16 protein-coding genes are annotated in these 15075 nt (G+C 66.5%); 3 read left to right on the plus strand and 13 right to left on the minus strand.

Going from position 1 to position 15075, the window contains the following annotated elements; genetic code table 11:
• Window positions 1-51 precede the first annotated feature (51 nt).
• The 7 genes from ACW5IY_RS13365 to ACW5IY_RS13395 form a co-directional block, all read right to left on the minus strand.
• Window positions 52-267: a hypothetical protein gene (locus ACW5IY_RS13365; RefSeq protein ID WP_005410085.1), complete on the minus strand. Its 216-nt coding sequence runs from the start codon at window positions 265-267 to the stop codon at window positions 52-54.
• A gap of 760 nt (window positions 268-1027) precedes the next feature.
• Window positions 1028-1480, minus strand: coding sequence for a hypothetical protein (locus ACW5IY_RS13370; protein WP_049436625.1), 453 nt, complete (start codon window positions 1478-1480; stop codon window positions 1028-1030).
• Window positions 1477-1680: a PspC domain-containing protein gene (locus tag ACW5IY_RS13375; RefSeq protein ID WP_010484929.1), complete on the minus strand. Its 204-nt coding sequence runs from the start codon at window positions 1678-1680 to the stop codon at window positions 1477-1479. Before ACW5IY_RS13375 ends, ACW5IY_RS13370 begins: the two co-directional genes overlap by 4 nt.
• Window positions 1681-1745: 65 nt before the next feature.
• Window positions 1746-2114, minus strand: a complete 369-nt coding sequence (locus tag ACW5IY_RS13380; RefSeq protein ID WP_031269840.1) for a YfeK family protein — start codon at window positions 2112-2114, stop codon at window positions 1746-1748.
• Between the two features lie 33 nt (window positions 2115-2147).
• Entirely contained in the window at window positions 2148-3215 is a 1068-nt protein-coding gene (locus ACW5IY_RS13385; protein ID WP_014037614.1) for a class III poly(R)-hydroxyalkanoic acid synthase subunit PhaC, read from the minus strand.
• A complete protein-coding gene (gene phaE / locus ACW5IY_RS13390; protein WP_049436624.1) occupies window positions 3212-4276 on the minus strand; it encodes a class III poly(R)-hydroxyalkanoic acid synthase subunit PhaE in 1065 nt (354 codons plus the stop codon). Before phaE ends, ACW5IY_RS13385 begins: the two co-directional genes overlap by 4 nt.
• A gap of 22 nt (window positions 4277-4298) precedes the next feature.
• Window positions 4299-4913, minus strand: coding sequence for a CDP-alcohol phosphatidyltransferase family protein (locus ACW5IY_RS13395; protein WP_043402897.1), 615 nt, complete (start codon window positions 4911-4913; stop codon window positions 4299-4301).
• A gap of 344 nt (window positions 4914-5257) precedes the next feature.
• Between ACW5IY_RS13395 and ACW5IY_RS13400 the strand changes: the two genes are divergently transcribed.
• Complete coding sequence (locus tag ACW5IY_RS13400) at window positions 5258-5908, plus strand: class I SAM-dependent methyltransferase (protein ID WP_049436623.1); 651 nt, start codon at window positions 5258-5260, stop codon at window positions 5906-5908.
• Between the two features lie 81 nt (window positions 5909-5989).
• Here the strand turns inward: ACW5IY_RS13400 and ACW5IY_RS13405 are convergent, their stop codons facing one another.
• The 5 genes from ACW5IY_RS13405 to ppsR all read right to left on the minus strand — a co-directional run bounded on the left by ACW5IY_RS13405 (window position 5990) and on the right by ppsR (window position 10239).
• Entirely contained in the window at window positions 5990-7351 is a 1362-nt protein-coding gene (locus ACW5IY_RS13405; protein ID WP_049436622.1) for an MATE family efflux transporter, read from the minus strand.
• A gap of 117 nt (window positions 7352-7468) precedes the next feature.
• Window positions 7469-8086, minus strand: coding sequence for a DUF2239 family protein (locus ACW5IY_RS13410; RefSeq protein ID WP_049436621.1), 618 nt, complete (start codon window positions 8084-8086; stop codon window positions 7469-7471).
• 143 nt (window positions 8087-8229) lie between these two features.
• On the minus strand, window positions 8230-8718 hold the full coding sequence (locus tag ACW5IY_RS13415) for an NUDIX hydrolase (RefSeq protein WP_049436620.1): 489 nt from the start codon (window positions 8716-8718) through the stop codon (window positions 8230-8232).
• 42 nt (window positions 8719-8760) lie between these two features.
• Complete coding sequence (locus ACW5IY_RS13420) at window positions 8761-9270, minus strand: DUF1249 domain-containing protein (protein WP_010484911.1); 510 nt, start codon at window positions 9268-9270, stop codon at window positions 8761-8763.
• Between the two features lie 147 nt (window positions 9271-9417).
• Window positions 9418-10239 (minus strand): posphoenolpyruvate synthetase regulatory kinase/phosphorylase PpsR, encoded by an 822-nt coding sequence (gene ppsR / locus ACW5IY_RS13425; RefSeq protein WP_010484909.1) that lies wholly within the window; start codon window positions 10237-10239, stop codon window positions 9418-9420.
• 144 nt (window positions 10240-10383) lie between these two features.
• On the opposite strand from ppsR, the gene ppsA reads away from it, so the two are divergent.
• Together ppsA and ACW5IY_RS13435 are read left to right on the plus strand one after the other, a co-directional pair.
• Window positions 10384-12762, plus strand: coding sequence for a phosphoenolpyruvate synthase (gene ppsA / locus ACW5IY_RS13430; RefSeq protein ID WP_049436619.1), 2379 nt, complete (start codon window positions 10384-10386; stop codon window positions 12760-12762).
• Window positions 12763-12916: 154 nt separating this feature from the next.
• A complete protein-coding gene (locus tag ACW5IY_RS13435; RefSeq protein ID WP_049436618.1) occupies window positions 12917-13810 on the plus strand; it encodes a mechanosensitive ion channel family protein in 894 nt (297 codons plus the stop codon).
• Between the two features lie 46 nt (window positions 13811-13856).
• On the opposite strand, the gene ACW5IY_RS13440 is transcribed toward ACW5IY_RS13435, so the two are convergent.
• The gene (locus ACW5IY_RS13440) at window positions 13857-14972 is read right to left on the minus strand and encodes an alkene reductase (protein ID WP_049436627.1); all 1116 of its coding nucleotides are present in this window, start codon (window positions 14970-14972) and stop codon (window positions 13857-13859) included.
• Window positions 14973-15075: the final 103 nt, after the last annotated feature.

Here is a 15075-nt window from a genome sequence, read left to right on the forward strand (position 1 = left end):
TGCCGGCGCGGGCGCGCGATGGTGGGCGCGCCCTGCCGCGTGTTGCGGAGGTCAGCGGTAGTGGCGGGCGGCGCGCTGCATGACGATCTCGTCACGCATGCCTTCCAGGGCCATCAGGCGGACCTTGCCGACACCCTGCAGTTCCATGAACCGCTCCGTGTAGAACTCCGGCCCCAGCGCGGTGTCGGCGCGGGATTTGCTGAAGCCGTAGGGCACCACGCCCTTCTCGCCATCCTTGCTACCACCGACATAAAGAACGATTGCCATGTGATGTATTCCTCCAAATTGCTACTGCGTACTGCACTCGATGAGCGATGCTGCGAGCTCATCGAGGGAGAGCTTACCGCGTCGAACCTGACTGGAACGTCACGAAGGCTAATGATGATCGGTTGCATGCAGATGACGGCGGGATCACAGCAGAATGCTTACGGATCCTTAACTTCCGGCTAACGAATCGTGGGGGATTCCTGCCAACGGCGCAGCCCCTCGTGGGTGGTTTGGTTGGTCGCGGAAAGCCGGTTTCCTGTGGGCTGGCCGGGAGGGTGGGTAGGCCGGGGACGCCGTGAACCCATCCATGGGGGCTTGGCCGCGGCATCCATGCCGCGGACACCCCGCCCTACCCACCCTCCCGGCCGCTGACAGATTCCTGGTGCCTGCCGCCACCCACGGAGAATAAAAAGAAGATCAAAAGCAGAAGCAGCCGGGCTGTCCGCTTTTTTGTTGTAGAGCCGAGCCTGCGCTCGGCTTCGCGAGCTGGCCTGAAAGCAGCCGAGCGTGGGCTCGGCTCTACACGAGCGCAGCGCGCGACCCGCTTTTGCTGTTCTTTTTCTTTTCCGTGGCTGGACGCGGCCGGGAACTGTCAGCGGCCGGGCGGGATGGGTTCGCGGGACCGTTGGCGCCATGGATGGCGCCATCGAGCCCCCATGGATGGGTTTACGGCGTGTCCCGCGAACCCATCCCGCCCGGCCCAATCGCATGAAACGTATTCCGCGACCAAGCCACGAGGGGCTGCGCCGTTGGCTGGAACCTACGGCCACCAGCCGTGCCCGAACCGGGCAAAATGATCGGCCGCGCGCTCGAATGGATTCCGCGCACTCACCCCGCCACACAGCAGGTACACCGGCAGGTACAGCGGCCCCAGCACCATGTACTGGTAGACGTGCGCGCGTTCGTGGTCGTCCAGCCGGATCAGCGGCTCCACGCCCCACCCCGCCTGATGCGCATAGGTCCGGCACGAAATGCCCAGATCATGACCGGTATGCAGGATCACATTGCCCAGCGTGATCGCCCCACCCGGCCCCCACGGCCAGCGGTCGAACACCAGCGCACAGTCACGGCCGCTCCAGCGCACTGTTGCGCCGCCCAGCATGCCGGTCAGGCCGCCGATCAGGCCGATCAGGGAATTGGGTGACGTCCACACCGCGCCCAGTACCTGCAGCGCGCGCAGCCAGATCGGCCAGGGCTCCGGGGCAGTCTTCAATCGGCCTCGTTCGGCATCAGCAGCCACAGGATCAGGTAGACCAGGATGCCAGGGAAGGCCGCCGAGCCGATCGAGACCAGCACGAACACGATCCGCACCAGCGTGGGGTTCCAGCCGAAGCGGTGGGCGATGCCGCCCATCACGCCGGCAATCATGCGGTCGTTCAATGAACGCGACAGCGTGCGCGGCGTGGTGTTCATGGCGGTTCTCCTGGGCTACGGGAAAAAGCAGTCGAGCATGGCTCGACTCTACACCGCCCCCATGTCTACGGCGTGCGGTGGCGCAGGGCCTGCAGGCGTGCGCCGAACCAGGCGGCGGCGGTCTGTTCAGGCTGCCCCGGGCACTGGATACGGTAGGGCTTGCCGCTCATGCTGCTCTGGCTCGCGGCGCGCTCGATGAACTGCTCGGCGCTGTCCACCATGTCCTTCTTCAGCAGGTAGTCGTACTTGCGCTGCAGGTGCGCACGCGCATCACTGCCATCGTGCCAGCTGCCATTGCGCTGGAAGCGGCATTGAGAGCCGTCCAGGCTGGCGATCAGCTGGGCGATCTCCCGCCGTGCATCCGCACTGGGTGCGGCGTGGGCAAGCGGCGCTGCCAGCAGTGCCGCAAGAATCAACAGAATCCGGTACGTCATCATCCCCCCAGGTCAGTCGAGCATGGCTCGACTCTACAGGTCACGCGCCTTCAACCAGCCATCGATCGTGGCCGGCACCTCTCGCTGCGCGCGCCCGGACACGTAGATGCCGATATGCCCACCACGGAAACTGGACTCGGTGTAGTCCTCAGTGCCCAAGCGCCCACGCATCGCGCGCGAAGCATCCGGTGGCACCAGATGATCCTGCTCGGCGTAGATGTTCAGCACCGGCAGGGTCACCTGCGACAGATCCACCGCCTCCTCGCCGATCCGCACCGTGCCGTTCACCAACCCGTTGCCCTGGTAGAACTGCTTGATGAAGTCACGGAACGCCTCACCCGCCAGATCCGGTGAATCGAAGATCCATTTCTCCATGCGCAGGAAGTCCTCCAGCGCGGCCTTGTCATCGAGGATGTCGAGCAGGCCCACGTACTTCTGCACGTTCAGGCGGAACGGCTTCAGCATCAGGTAGCTGGCATTCATCAGGTCGGCCGGGATGTTGCCCAGCGTATCCACCAGCAGGTCCACATCCACCTGCCGCGCCCAGTGCGAGAGCATGTTGTCGGCCGTCTGGAAATCGACCGGGGTGACCATGGTGATCAGCTTGCCCAGCTTCTGCCGGCGCAACGCGGCGTAGCAGAGTGCGAACACGCCGCCCTGGCAGATACCCAGCAGGTCGACCGGGCCACCACTGCGCGCACGCAGCGCATCAACCGCGCCATCGATGTAGCGCAGCAGGTAGTCCTCCAGGGTCTGGAAGCGCTCCGAGCGATCCGGGTAGCCCCAGTCCAGCACGTACACGTCCTGGCCCAGCGCCAGCAGCTTCTGCACCAGCGAACGGTCGGCCTGCAGGTCGACCATGTACGGCCGGTTGACCAGCGCATAGACGATCAGCAACGGCGTGCGCCGGGTCGGTGCCTGTTCGCCGACGAAGCGGTACAGCACCACCTTGCCGTCGCGCCACACTTCTTCACGCGCGGTCACGCCATAGTCCACGTCTTCCACCTGCGGCAGCAGCTTCAGCCCTTCCATCAGCTTGCGCTGCATGGCCAAGGTCTCCTGCATCAGGTCATCGGCGTTGAAGCCCAGCGGTCCCTTCATCGGTCACGCGCCCGTGCGGAAGTGCGAGGTGCGGCCTTCTTCGCAGATGTCTTCTTCGCAGGCGCCTTCTTTGCCGGCGCAGCCTTCTTTGCGGCCTTGCGTGCGGCTGGCTTCACCTTCGCCGGCGCCGGCTGCGCGACCGGATCGACCGCAGCGGTTCCGGCCAGCACCGCTACCTGTGCCTGCAGGCGGCGCAGGCTGCGCTCCAGCTCGGCGATACGGCGGTGTGCGGCATCCATCTCGCTGCGGGTCGGCAGGCCGATGCGTTCACTCATCTGTTCCACCTCGCGCTGCAGGCCGGCACGCAGGCGCATCTGTGCGTTGCCCAGCGAGGCATAGACCTGCTGGAACGGCTCGGACATGGCGACCTTGGCGTAGGCCTCCTCGGCCACTTCGATCCACAGGTCGAACATCGCGCGGGCGCTGGTCAGCTGGCTGCCGGGCTGTTCGTGCTCGGCCAGGCGCTGCTCGAACAGCGCAAAGGCCTCATCCAGCGCCTGCTTGATCTGATCAACGTAGGCGCGCGAATGCTGCTGGTATTCCTCCTGTGCGCGCAGCAGTGCCTGCCAGCGCGCCTGGTGTTCGCGGCCCGGGCCGAACGCCGGGCTCTGCAGCCACGGGCCAGCCTGCAGCTGGAACTGCTGCAGCCATGCGGCGAATTCGGGCACGGCGGCGCCGGTGTGGGTGCTGCCACGGGCTCCCTGCAGCATCCACTGCAGCATGCCGTCGCCCTGCCCCTGCACCGCCTCGCGCCAGGCCTGTGCCACGTCCGCGCTGCTGGCGTCGCGGCCGGCGAAACGCGCGGCCACTTCCTGCATGGTGCCGTACCAGCTGCCCGCCTGCTCACGGAACCGGCGCACGGCATCTTCCGGTGCGCCCTGCGCTTGCTCAGGCAACAGCTGGCCCCACCAGTCGAACAACCGCTGCCAGCTGCCGGGGTCGTCGCCGGCCGGCGCACCGGGCGTGCTCGCATGGCGCAGGGCATCGCCCCAGGCGCCGAAGTACTGCCGCGCCAGGGCTTCGAAATCGCTGCTGCCGGCGTCGTGGGCCGAGCTGGTCATCGCAGGCCTCCGCAGGGCTGGCTCATGGCTTGGGAATGCGCAGGGTCTTGCTGATCATCAGCGACCCGGACAACGCGAACAGCAGCACCATCGGGTGCAGCTGCCAAGGGCCGATCTGCCACTGGCCGAACCAGAGGTCCTGGCCGATGGCATCGGTACCGGCGGCGATCGCCAGCACGATCACCAGCACCAGGCTGGTCGGGATCGGAGTGCCCTCGAAAAACTTGACCTTGCCCTCGTCACCGGCCAGCGCCTCGGCGGTGACGTTGTAGCGCGCCAGGCGGCTGACGCCGCAGCAGACGAAGTAGCTCAGCACCAGCCAGTCCCAGCCGCCCTGCATGCCGCAGGCATAGGCCAGCGCCGCCGGCGCCACGCCGAAGGAGATCACGTCGGACAGCGAGTCCAGCTCGCGGCCCAGGGTAGAGCTGGACTTGCGCCAGCGCGCGATGCGCCCGTCGAGGGCATCGAAGATGAAAGCCAGCGGGATCAACGCCATGCCGAACAGCAGGTAGCCGCGCTCGCCGTCCTGCAGGAAGCGCATCGCGGCAAATACCGCACCCGTGCCGCAGAAAGCATTGGCCAAGGTGAACCAGTCGGCCAGCTGGAATTCGCGCAGCATCGAGAAGTGACGTTTCATGGGGTCTCACGGAGCATCAAGGCCCACAGGTTACCGCGAGCGCCGCCACTGGCGACAGCGCTGGCAGGACCCAGCCTTCACCGCTCCCTCACCCGCCCTCACCAGCGGTGAATTTTTCGCCACCCATCTTGACAGCCTAGGGGGGTGGCGCCTGTCGCGGCTTATCCACAAAGTTGCCCACGCGTAATCCACACCCCCTGTGGACAACCAGATCTCACCGACTGCGACGTTGGACATTTCCTCATCACCCTGCACCGGGGTTTCCCTACTTCCCAAGCCACAAGGTCGGCGCTATGGTCACCGGCGGACCCGCCGCCGCCACGTCCGAAACTCTGCAATGGACGATGATGATGCTGGATGCTCCCACCCTGGCCGCACAGCTGCGGCAGCCCCATGGCGAGGCCGCGCTGGCGGTCGCCAACTCGATGAACCGCAGCAACGGCGCACTCAACCTGGCCGCGATCGGGCTGCTGGCCGTCGGCGCCGGTGAACAGGTCCTGGAGGTCGGCCCGGGCAACGCGGCCTTCGCGCCGCTGATGCTGCAGGCCACCGGCAGCCACTATCTGGGCATCGAGCTGTCCACCGCCATGGTCGAGGCCGGCAACCAGCGGCTGGCCAGCGCCGGGTTGGCCGAGCGTGCGGCGATGCGGCACGGCGACGCCCAGGCGCTGCCGGTCGCCGATGCCGCGATGGATGCAGCGCTGGCGGTCAACACCCTGTACTTCTGGCCGAACCTGGCCCCGGTGCTGGATGAGCTGGCGCGGGTACTGCGCCGGGGCGGCCGCCTGTGCCTGGCCTTTGGCGACGCCAGCTTCATGCGCAGCCTGCCATTCGCTGCCGACTTCCAGCTGCATGAGCTGGACGCGGTGGAGCTCGCACTGCGGGTATCGGGCTTCCGTGTCTCGGCCTGGCGCAGCCATCGGGAATCCGCGGCCGGCAATGACGGCCAGACCCGCGAAAAGCACTTCCACCTGCTGCTGGCACAGCGGCGCTGAAGCTGCCCGCCTGACCGAGTGGTAGAGCCGGCTGCTGGCCGGCTGCCCCGGCCATCCCGGATTGCCGGCCAGCGGCCGGCACTACCCAGCCTGCGCCCGCCTCCAGCGAGCAAAACAGAGCACCTGCATCACCAGCATGGCCAGCAACCCCAGCGGCCACGCCCACCACAGCCCGGCCAGACCGTGCCGGGACTGCAGCCACATCGCCAGTGGCAGCTCCAGCAGCAATACGGCCGCCATGCCCAGCAACGCGGGCAACAACACCGTGCCACCGCCTCGCATCACTCCGACCAGCACCGCACTGCCCCCCATCGCCAGCACGCCCCACACCACGGTGCGCAATTGCTGCGTGGCCAGTTCGCGCACGTCGGTCGCCGCCAGGATCAGGCCAGTCAACCAGGGCGCCAGCGCCACAACCAGCACCACCACCCCGCTCAGTATCGCCAGTCCAAGCAGCACGCCGGTGCGAGCGATGGCGGGCAGCCGTGCCGTACGTCCCGCCCCCATCGCATGCGCGGCGAGGATGGTGGCGGTGATGCCCAGCGACATCGCAGGCAGCTGCACCCAGCTCATCAACTGATTGACCGCGCCGTAGGCGGCCGTGGCGGTATAGCCGTGGCGATTGATCCAGCCCAGCAGCACGATCTCGGCCACGGCCAGACTGAGCATCTGCAGCGAGGACGGTACGCCGATGCGTAGCATCGGACGGATGAGTGCTCCATCGAAACGGATCGATCGCAGTAACTCATGCCCCGGTGCCAACGGGTGCCCCATCCGCTGCCACCGCCACATCAGCCAGGCCAGGGCCAGCAGCGAGGCGAGCGCCGCCGAGACTGCCGCACTGGCTGCGCCCAGCCGCGGCAGGCCGGCCCAGCCCAGGATCAGCAGCGGCGTGCACAGCAGGCCGACCACCGTGGCCAACAGCAGCGCATGCAGCGGCGTCTTCGCATCGCCCACCGCGCGGCTCACCGCAGTGGCCAGCCACAGCAGGAAGAACACCGGTGCCGCCAGCAACAGGACACGGGCATAGACGATGGATTCGCCGAGGATCGGGGCCGGCGTACCGAGTGCCACCAGCAGCTCTGGTGCGAAACCGCCGCCCACCGCCATCACCAGCACTGACAACAGCAGAATCAGTGCCACCGCACTGCCGGCCACCGCGCGCGCCTGCTGCGGCCGGCCCGCGCCCCAGGCCTGGCCGATCAGCACCATGGCACCGGTCGCCAGGCCCATTACCAAGGCCAACAGCAGGAAGAAGACCGGGAAGAACGCTGCGGCGGCAGCCACCGCCTGCGTCCCCAGCAGATGGCCGAGGTAGATGTTGTCCAGCGTGCCTGCGGCAAGCTGCAGCGCATTGGTCAGCAGCATCGGCAGCAGCAGGGCCAGGTAGGTGCGCCACAGCGGTGGTGCGGCCGGGGGTGTCGGATGTACAGGGGTGGTCATGGGATTCTCTGGGCAAGGCGCTGCCCTGCCCGGCGTTTCCGCCAGCAAAGCAAGCACAGGGGAGCGGGCCGTGGCCCGCGATCAGGTGGCGCCGCTGCTCAACGACGGCGCGATGGCTCAGCCGCCGGCGCTCTCGAATGCCAGGCGCAGGGCGTGGTTGCGCACATCCTCGGGCCAGCTGCGCAACGCCATTTCCAGGCCCGACCGGTCGTGCGCGAACAGGACACGGATCGCTTCCTCGAAACCAGGCAGGTCACCGGCGATGGTCTGCAGGAAGTGATAGGTGCGCTCGCTGTGGCGACGCTGCTGGTCCTTGTCCGCACCGGCACGGCTGGCCGCCTCCACCAGCCTGCGCAGCACTACCGAGGCCCCACCGGGCTGCTCGGCCAGCCACGCCCAGTGGCGCGGCAGCAGGGTCACTTCGCGGGCAACCACGCCCAGCTTGGGGCGGCCGCGGCCGCGCGGGGCAACAGGTGCGTCTTCGGGAGCGATTCCGGCGTCCGCTTCCACGGCCGATGGAAACGCCTCCGCCACCCGCGCCAGCAGTTCTGCGTCGCTGCCGCGTGTGTCGAAATCACGGGTGCGACCGGTAGCGTTGTCGAACACCAGCAGCGGACCGGCAACGTTGCCGGCGCGCAGCTGTTTCAGCGCAAGCGCAGCCACTTCCGGGGTGCCGGAAGCGACCAGGCGATGGCCGTCGAAACAGCTGAAGGGAGGAAGTCGGGACGCAGGCATGGCAATGGCATCAGAGGCGATGCGCGAATATTGCCCGGGTAATTTGCGACTGTCAATATTGCCCGGGTATTAATCAGCCAGAAGAGCGTGCCAATCAAGGTTGGCCCCCACCAGAATGGTTGGCACCCACCCGATCCGCCGGATCACAGACGGCTGAAGGACCAGCTCACCATGCGGCCGTCCTTGTACGGCATCACGCCGTGGAACGGGCGCGGGTCGGCGTCGAACACCAGCGGCAGGAAGTTGCGGTCGCCCTCCCACATCGGCAGCGTGTCCAGCTTGTCCAGGTCCACCCACTCCAGCGTGCCCTCGTGGTTGCCGCCGTGCGGGGTGCCTTCGAAGCTGTCGATGACGAACACGAAGCCCAGCCAGTCCTCGCCGTGCTTGCCGAAACCCGGCCAGCTGAGGGTGCCGCGCAGGCGCATGCTGGTGCAGTCGATACCGGCCTCTTCCTGGATCTCGCGGCGCATGCTGGCGGCCACATCCTCGTCCGACTCGATCTTGCCGCCCAGACCGTTGTACTTGCCCAGGTGGTGGTCACCGGGCCGGGTGTTGCGGTGGATCATCAGCACCTGGCGACGATCGGGCGACAGCACGTAGCCCAGGGTGGCGACGATCGGGGTATACGGCATGGGGCAGCATCCAGCAGCAGGTCAGCCGTGGATTATGGCCGATCAGCGCACCAGCGACAGGCGGCGCTCGGTGGGCGTGCCGGCACCATCGGGATCACGGCGCAGGGTGGCGACGCCGTGGCCGCGCTCGGCCAGGTATTCCAGCCACTTGCCCAGGAAGGTATTCATCCGCATGCGGTGGCTGATCAGCTCCGCCGGCGGCGGGTACAGGCCCATGGTGTCCTGCCAGCGACGGCCGACGTAGCAGTGGGTGGTCTCGGCCTGGCGCGCGTCACGATACAGCCGCACATAGGCCGATGGATCCGGTTCGCCGGTGACCGGGTCGGCCAGGTCGTAGGTCAGGCGCAGTTCCACCGTGTAACGGTGGCACTCGATCACGTCCAGACGAACATCCAGGCCGTCGCCGATCGAGGAAATGTAGCTGCCCGCCACCAGTCCGGCCGGTTCGAACAGGCGCACCAGGTGGCGGTAGTTTTCCGCGTACAGGCCCATGAGCCAGCTCAGCCGGCTCAGGCGGGGAATGCGTTCGGTGCGGGGCAAGGCTCGGGCCATGGGTCGATCCTACACGTTGGTGCTTCAACGTGGGGGCGGGATCGCCCCGGCCAAAGGGGCCCGGTATCGACCAACGGTCGATACCCACCACGCACAAGGGTTTCCCGCAGCATCGGTAGGCCACGACCGTTGGTCGTGGCGCGCGCCTCAATACAGCTCGCGCTGCAGCCCCAGCGTGGCCAGCACCTTGCTGGAAATCTCCTCGATCGAGGTATGGGTGGTGCTCAGGGTCGGGATCCGCTCCATCTGGAACATCACCTCGGCCGCGGCCACCTCGCGCTTGCAGGTATCCAGGTTGGCGTAGCGCGAGTTCGGGCGGCGCTCCTGGCGGATCTGCTGCAGGCGGTCCGGGTCGATGGTCAGGCCGAACAGCTTGCGCCGGTAGTTGCGCAGCCGTGGCGGCAGGCGGTCGCTTTCCAGGTCCTCGTCGGTCAGCGGGTAGTTGGCCGCGCGCACCCCGTAATGCAGGGCCAGGTAGATGCAGGTGGGCGTCTTGCCGGCGCGCGACACCGCAACCAGGATCACGTCGGCGTCGTCGTAATTCACCGCGATACCGTCGTCATGGGTCAGCGCGAAGTTCATCGCGTTGATGCGGCGGTGGTAGGTATCGAAGTCGACCATGCCATGGGCCTGGCCCACACGGTTCACGCGCGAACTGGACAACTCACGCTCCAGCGGCTCGATGAACGGGGCGAACACGTCGAGCATCAGCGCCCCGCTGTCGGCCAGGATCAGGCTCAGGCTCTGGTCCACGCAGGAGTTCACCACGATCGGCCTGACCTGGTAGCGCTCCCCCGCCGCCTGGATCCGGGAACAGGCTTCCCGGGCTTTTTCGGGGTCGTCGACAAACGACATCCGGTCGGTAATAAAGCTGAACCCGGAGAACTGGGTCAGCAGGCTATGCCCAATGGTTTCAGCGGTGATACCGGTTCCATCGGAAACGTAGAACACCGGACGGATGGTCGACATGCGCGCTTTTACCCCCTACGAAGCCTAAAAGGGCCGCCAACACAAGCTTGTGTCGACAGCGGTCTGCCCGGCATCATATCGGCTTCTTCCTACGGACGCGGCCACTCAGCCCGCCTCGGGCGATGGCCAAACGGAGCATCGCGCTTGAACGAGAACATCCTGTGGTTGCACGAACTGCGTCTGGCCGACCTGGCCCGCGTAGGCGGCAAGAATTCCTCGCTGGGCGAGATGATCGGCAATCTGGCCGGTCTGGGCGTCTCCGTTCCCGGAGGTTATGCGACCACCTCTGAAGCCTTCAAGGACTTCATCGCGCACAACGACCTGTCCAAGCGCATCTTCGACAAGCTGGCCACGCTGGACGTCGAAGACGTCAACGCGCTGACCGCCGCGGGCAAGGAGATCCGCAGCTGGGTGATCGACGCGCCGCTGCAGCCGCAGCTGGACCAGGACATCCGCACCGCCTACGCCAAGCTGAGCGCCGACAATGGCGGCGGCGACGTGGCCGTGGCCGTGCGTTCGTCGGCCACCGCCGAGGATCTGCCGGATGCGTCCTTCGCCGGCCAGCAGGAAACCTTCCTCAATGTCACCGGTGCCGACGACGTCGTGCACAAGGTCAAGGAAGTGTTTGCCTCGCTGTACAACGATCGCGCCATTGCCTACCGCGTGCACCACGGCTTCAAGCATGAGGACGTGTTCCTGTCCGCCGGCGTGCAGCTGATGGTGCGTTCGGGCGTCGGTTCCTCCGGCGTGCTGTTCACCCTGGACACCGAGTCCGGCTTCCGCGACGTGGTGTTCGTCACCTCCTCGTTCGGCCTGGGCGAAATGGTCGTGCAGGGTGCGGTCAACCCGGACGAGTACTACGTCTACAAGCCCACCCTGCAGGCCGGCAAGCCGGCGATCCTGCGCCGCTCGCTCGGCAGCAAGGCGATCCGCATGGTGTATTCGGACGTCCCCGGCGAGCGCGTGAAGATCGAGGACACCCCGGCAGAGCTGCGCAACACCTTCTCGATCAGCGACGAGGACGTGCAGGAACTGTCCAAGCAGGCGCTGGTCATCGAAAAGCACTACGGCCGCCCGATGGACATCGAGTGGGCCAAGGACGGTGTCAGCGGCAAGCTGTTCATCGTGCAGGCGCGCCCGGAAACGGTGAAGTCGCGCAGCCACGCCACCCAGATCGAGCGCTTCGCGCTGACCGAAAAGGGCGGCAACGTGCTGGCCGAAGGCCGTGCCGTCGGTGCCAAGATCGGTTCGGGCGTGGCCCGCGTGGTCAAGACGCTGGACGACATGAACCGCGTGCAGCCGGGCGACGTGCTGATCGCCGACATGACCGACCCGGACTGGGAACCGGTGATGAAGCGCGCTTCGGCCATCGTCACCAATCGCGGTGGCCGTACCTGCCACGCCGCGATCATCGCGCGCGAGCTGGGCGTGCCGGCCGTGGTCGGTTCGGGCAACGCCACCAAGGTCATCGAAGATGGCCAGCTGGTCACCGTCAGCTGCGCTGAAGGCGATACCGGCTTCATCTACGAGGGCAAGCTCGGCTTCGAGCGCACCACCACCGATCTGGGCAACATGCCGCCGGCACCGCTGAAGATCATGATGAACGTGGCCAACCCGGAACGTGCCTTCGACTTCGGCCAGCTGCCGAACGCCGGCATCGGCCTGGCCCGCCTGGAAATGATCATTGCCAGCCACATCGGCATCCACCCGAACGCGCTGCTGGAATACGACCGCCAGGATGCGGCGACCAAGAAGAAGATCGACGAGAAGATCGCCGGCTATTCCGATCCGGTCAGCTTCTACGTGGACCGCCTGGCCGAAGGCATCGCCACCCTCACCGCCTCGGTTGCACCGAACGCCGTGATCGTGCGCCTGTCGGACTTCAAGTCCAACGAGTACGCCAACCTGATCGGCGGCAGCAACTACGAGCCGCACGAAGAGAACCCGATGATCGGCTTCCGCGGCGCCAGCCGTTACGTCGACCCGAGCTTCTCGGCCGCCTTCGCGCTGGAGTGCAAGGCCGTGCTGCGCGTGCGCAACGAAATGGGCCTGGACAATCTGTGGGTCATGATTCCGTTCGTGCGCACCCTGGAAGAAGGCCGCAAGGTCATCGAGGTGCTGGAACAGAACGGCCTGAAGCAGGGTGAGAACGGCCTGAAGATCATCATGATGTGCGAAGTGCCGTCCAACGCACTGCTCGCCGATGAGTTCCTGGAAATCTTCGACGGCTTCTCGATCGGCTCCAACGACCTGACCCAGCTGACCCTGGGCCTGGACCGCGACTCGTCGATCGTCGCGCACCTGTTCGACGAGCGTAACCCGGCAGTGAAGAAGCTGCTGTCGATGGCCATCAAGGCAGCACGAGCCAAGGGCAAGTACGTCGGCATCTGTGGCCAGGGCCCGTCCGATCATCCGGATCTGGCCGAATGGCTGATGCAGGAAGGCATCGAGTCGGTGTCGCTGAACCCGGACACCGTAGTCGATACCTGGCTGCGCCTGGCCAAGCTGAAGGCCAACGGCTGATGCCGTAAAGGCCGCAGGCTGACGTCGTGTTCATCGGCGTCAGCCGATACTGCTGCTGCACGCAAGCCCCGCCTCTGCGGGGCTTGCTGTTTCTGGCGTCCTTGCACGCCACGCGTACCTCGCACCTGTCCCGCAGCAGCAAAGGAATTCCCGCATGATCGCCGCCGCACCGTCCTCGCCCGCCGCAACGCCCTGGTTCCACTCGCTCGACTGGGAACGCCTGCTGGAAACCTATGGTGTGCCGCTGCTGGCCGCCATCGTTGTGCTGCTGGTCGGCATGTGGGTGGCACGACGCCTGTCCAATGCGATGCCGCGCGCCACTGCGCGCATGGGCGTGGATCCGATGCTCGGCAGCTTTCTGCGCAACGTGGTGTATGCCGCATCGCTTGTGATCGTAGTGGTGCTGGCGATCGGCACGCTGGGCGTACAGATCACCCCGCTGCTGGCCGTACTCGGCACCGCTGGCCTGGCCGTTGGCCTGGCACTGAAGGATTCGCTGTCCAACATCGCCTCGGGCGTGATGCTGGTGACGCTGCGCCCGTTCCGCGTGGGCGATGTGGTGACCGTGGCCGGTCAGACCGGCACCGTGCGCGAAGTACGCATCTTCCAGACCGTACTTACCGGCGCCGACAACCAGCACACCACCATTCCGAACACGCTGATCACCGCCGCACCGATCATCAACCTGACCGCCGAACCGACGCGCCGCGTCGAACTGGTGATCGGCATCGGTTACGAGGACAACATCCAGCTGGCACGCGATACCGCGCTGGCACTGATGAAGGCCGACCCGCGCGTGCTGCAGACGCCAGCACCGGACGTGGTGGTGTACGAGCTGGGTGCGCACGCAATCAACCTGGGCATCCGCTGCTACGTGAAGTCGGCCGACTGGTTCGGTACCAAAGTCACGTTGCTGGAACAGCTGAAGCTGGGCTATGACAAGGCCGGCATCAACATCCCGTACCCGCAGCAGGACATGCACCTGTACCTGCATGGCAAGGATGGCGGCGTGGTCGAAGCGGATGCGCTGGTGCGCGACAAGCCCTGATCCAACCCGGGAGTGCCGACCAACGGTCGGCACCCACCGATCGGCATCAGGCCTCGACGGCCTCTTCCAGCGCCGGGTAATCGGTGAAACCCTTCGCACCACCACCGAAGAACCTCGCACGATCCGGAGGATTCAGTCCTGCGCCCGTTCGCAGGCGCTCAGGCAGATCCGGGTTGGCAATGAACGGCCGGCCGAAACCGATCAGGTCGGCCCAGCCTTCGGCCAGCGCCTGCCCGGCGCGCTCGGCGGTGTACTTGCCTGCGTAGATCAGCGTGCCCGGGTAGACCATGCGCAGCGCCTGTTTGAACGCCACCGGCATCAACGGCGCATCCTCCCAGTCCGCTTCGGCAATGTGCAGGTAGCCCACACCCAGCTCGCCGAGCAGGTATGCAGCGGCCAGATAGGTCGCCTGCGGCGTATCGTCCACCGCCCCCTGCAGCGTGGTCAGCGGCGCCAGGCGCACGCCAACGCGATCACCGCCGGCCACTGCCACCACCGCCTGCACCACCTCGCGCAGGAAGCGCAGCCGGTTCTGCAGCGAACCGCCATAGCCATCGGTACGCTGGTTGGCCTGCGAGTCGATGAACTGGTTGATCAGGTAGCCATTGGCGCCATGCAGTTCGACGCCGTCGAAGCCCGCCTCCAGCGCATTGCGGGCGGCCTGCGCGTAGTCGGCGACGATGCCCGGAATCTCGTCCTCGCGCAGCGCACGCGGCATCGAATGCTGGATCATCTCGCCGACGCCAGCTTCGGGACCTGCCCCTGTCGGGTCGACGAACACTTTCACGCCTTCGGCCAGCAATGCCGAGGAAGACACCGGCGCTGCGCCATCGGGCTGCAGGGCCACATGCGAGACGCGGCCGACGTGCCACAACTGCGCGTAGATGCGGCCACCGGCGGCGTGCACCGCATCGGTCACCTGCCGCCAGCCCTTTACCTGTTCGGGGCTGTGGATGCCCGGCGTCCAGGCATAGCCCTGGCCCTGCGGGCTGATCTGGGTGCCTTCGCTGACAATCAGGCCGGCACCGGCACGCTGCGCGTAGTAGGTCGCCATCTCGGCGGTAGCAACGTTGCCAGCAGCCGCACGCGAGCGGGTCATCGGCGGCATCACGATGCGGTTGGGCAGCGTCAGCGGGCCCAGACGGTGGGAGGTGAACAACATGGCGGACATCTCTTGCGGGGGGAGTGCCAGCAAGAATGGGGACCGCCTGCGAAAGGCAACAGGCGTGTTGTGGCAAAACAGTTGTGCCCGGCAGGCAAGGATC

This window comes from Stenotrophomonas sp. C-A (genome assembly GCF_054030835.1).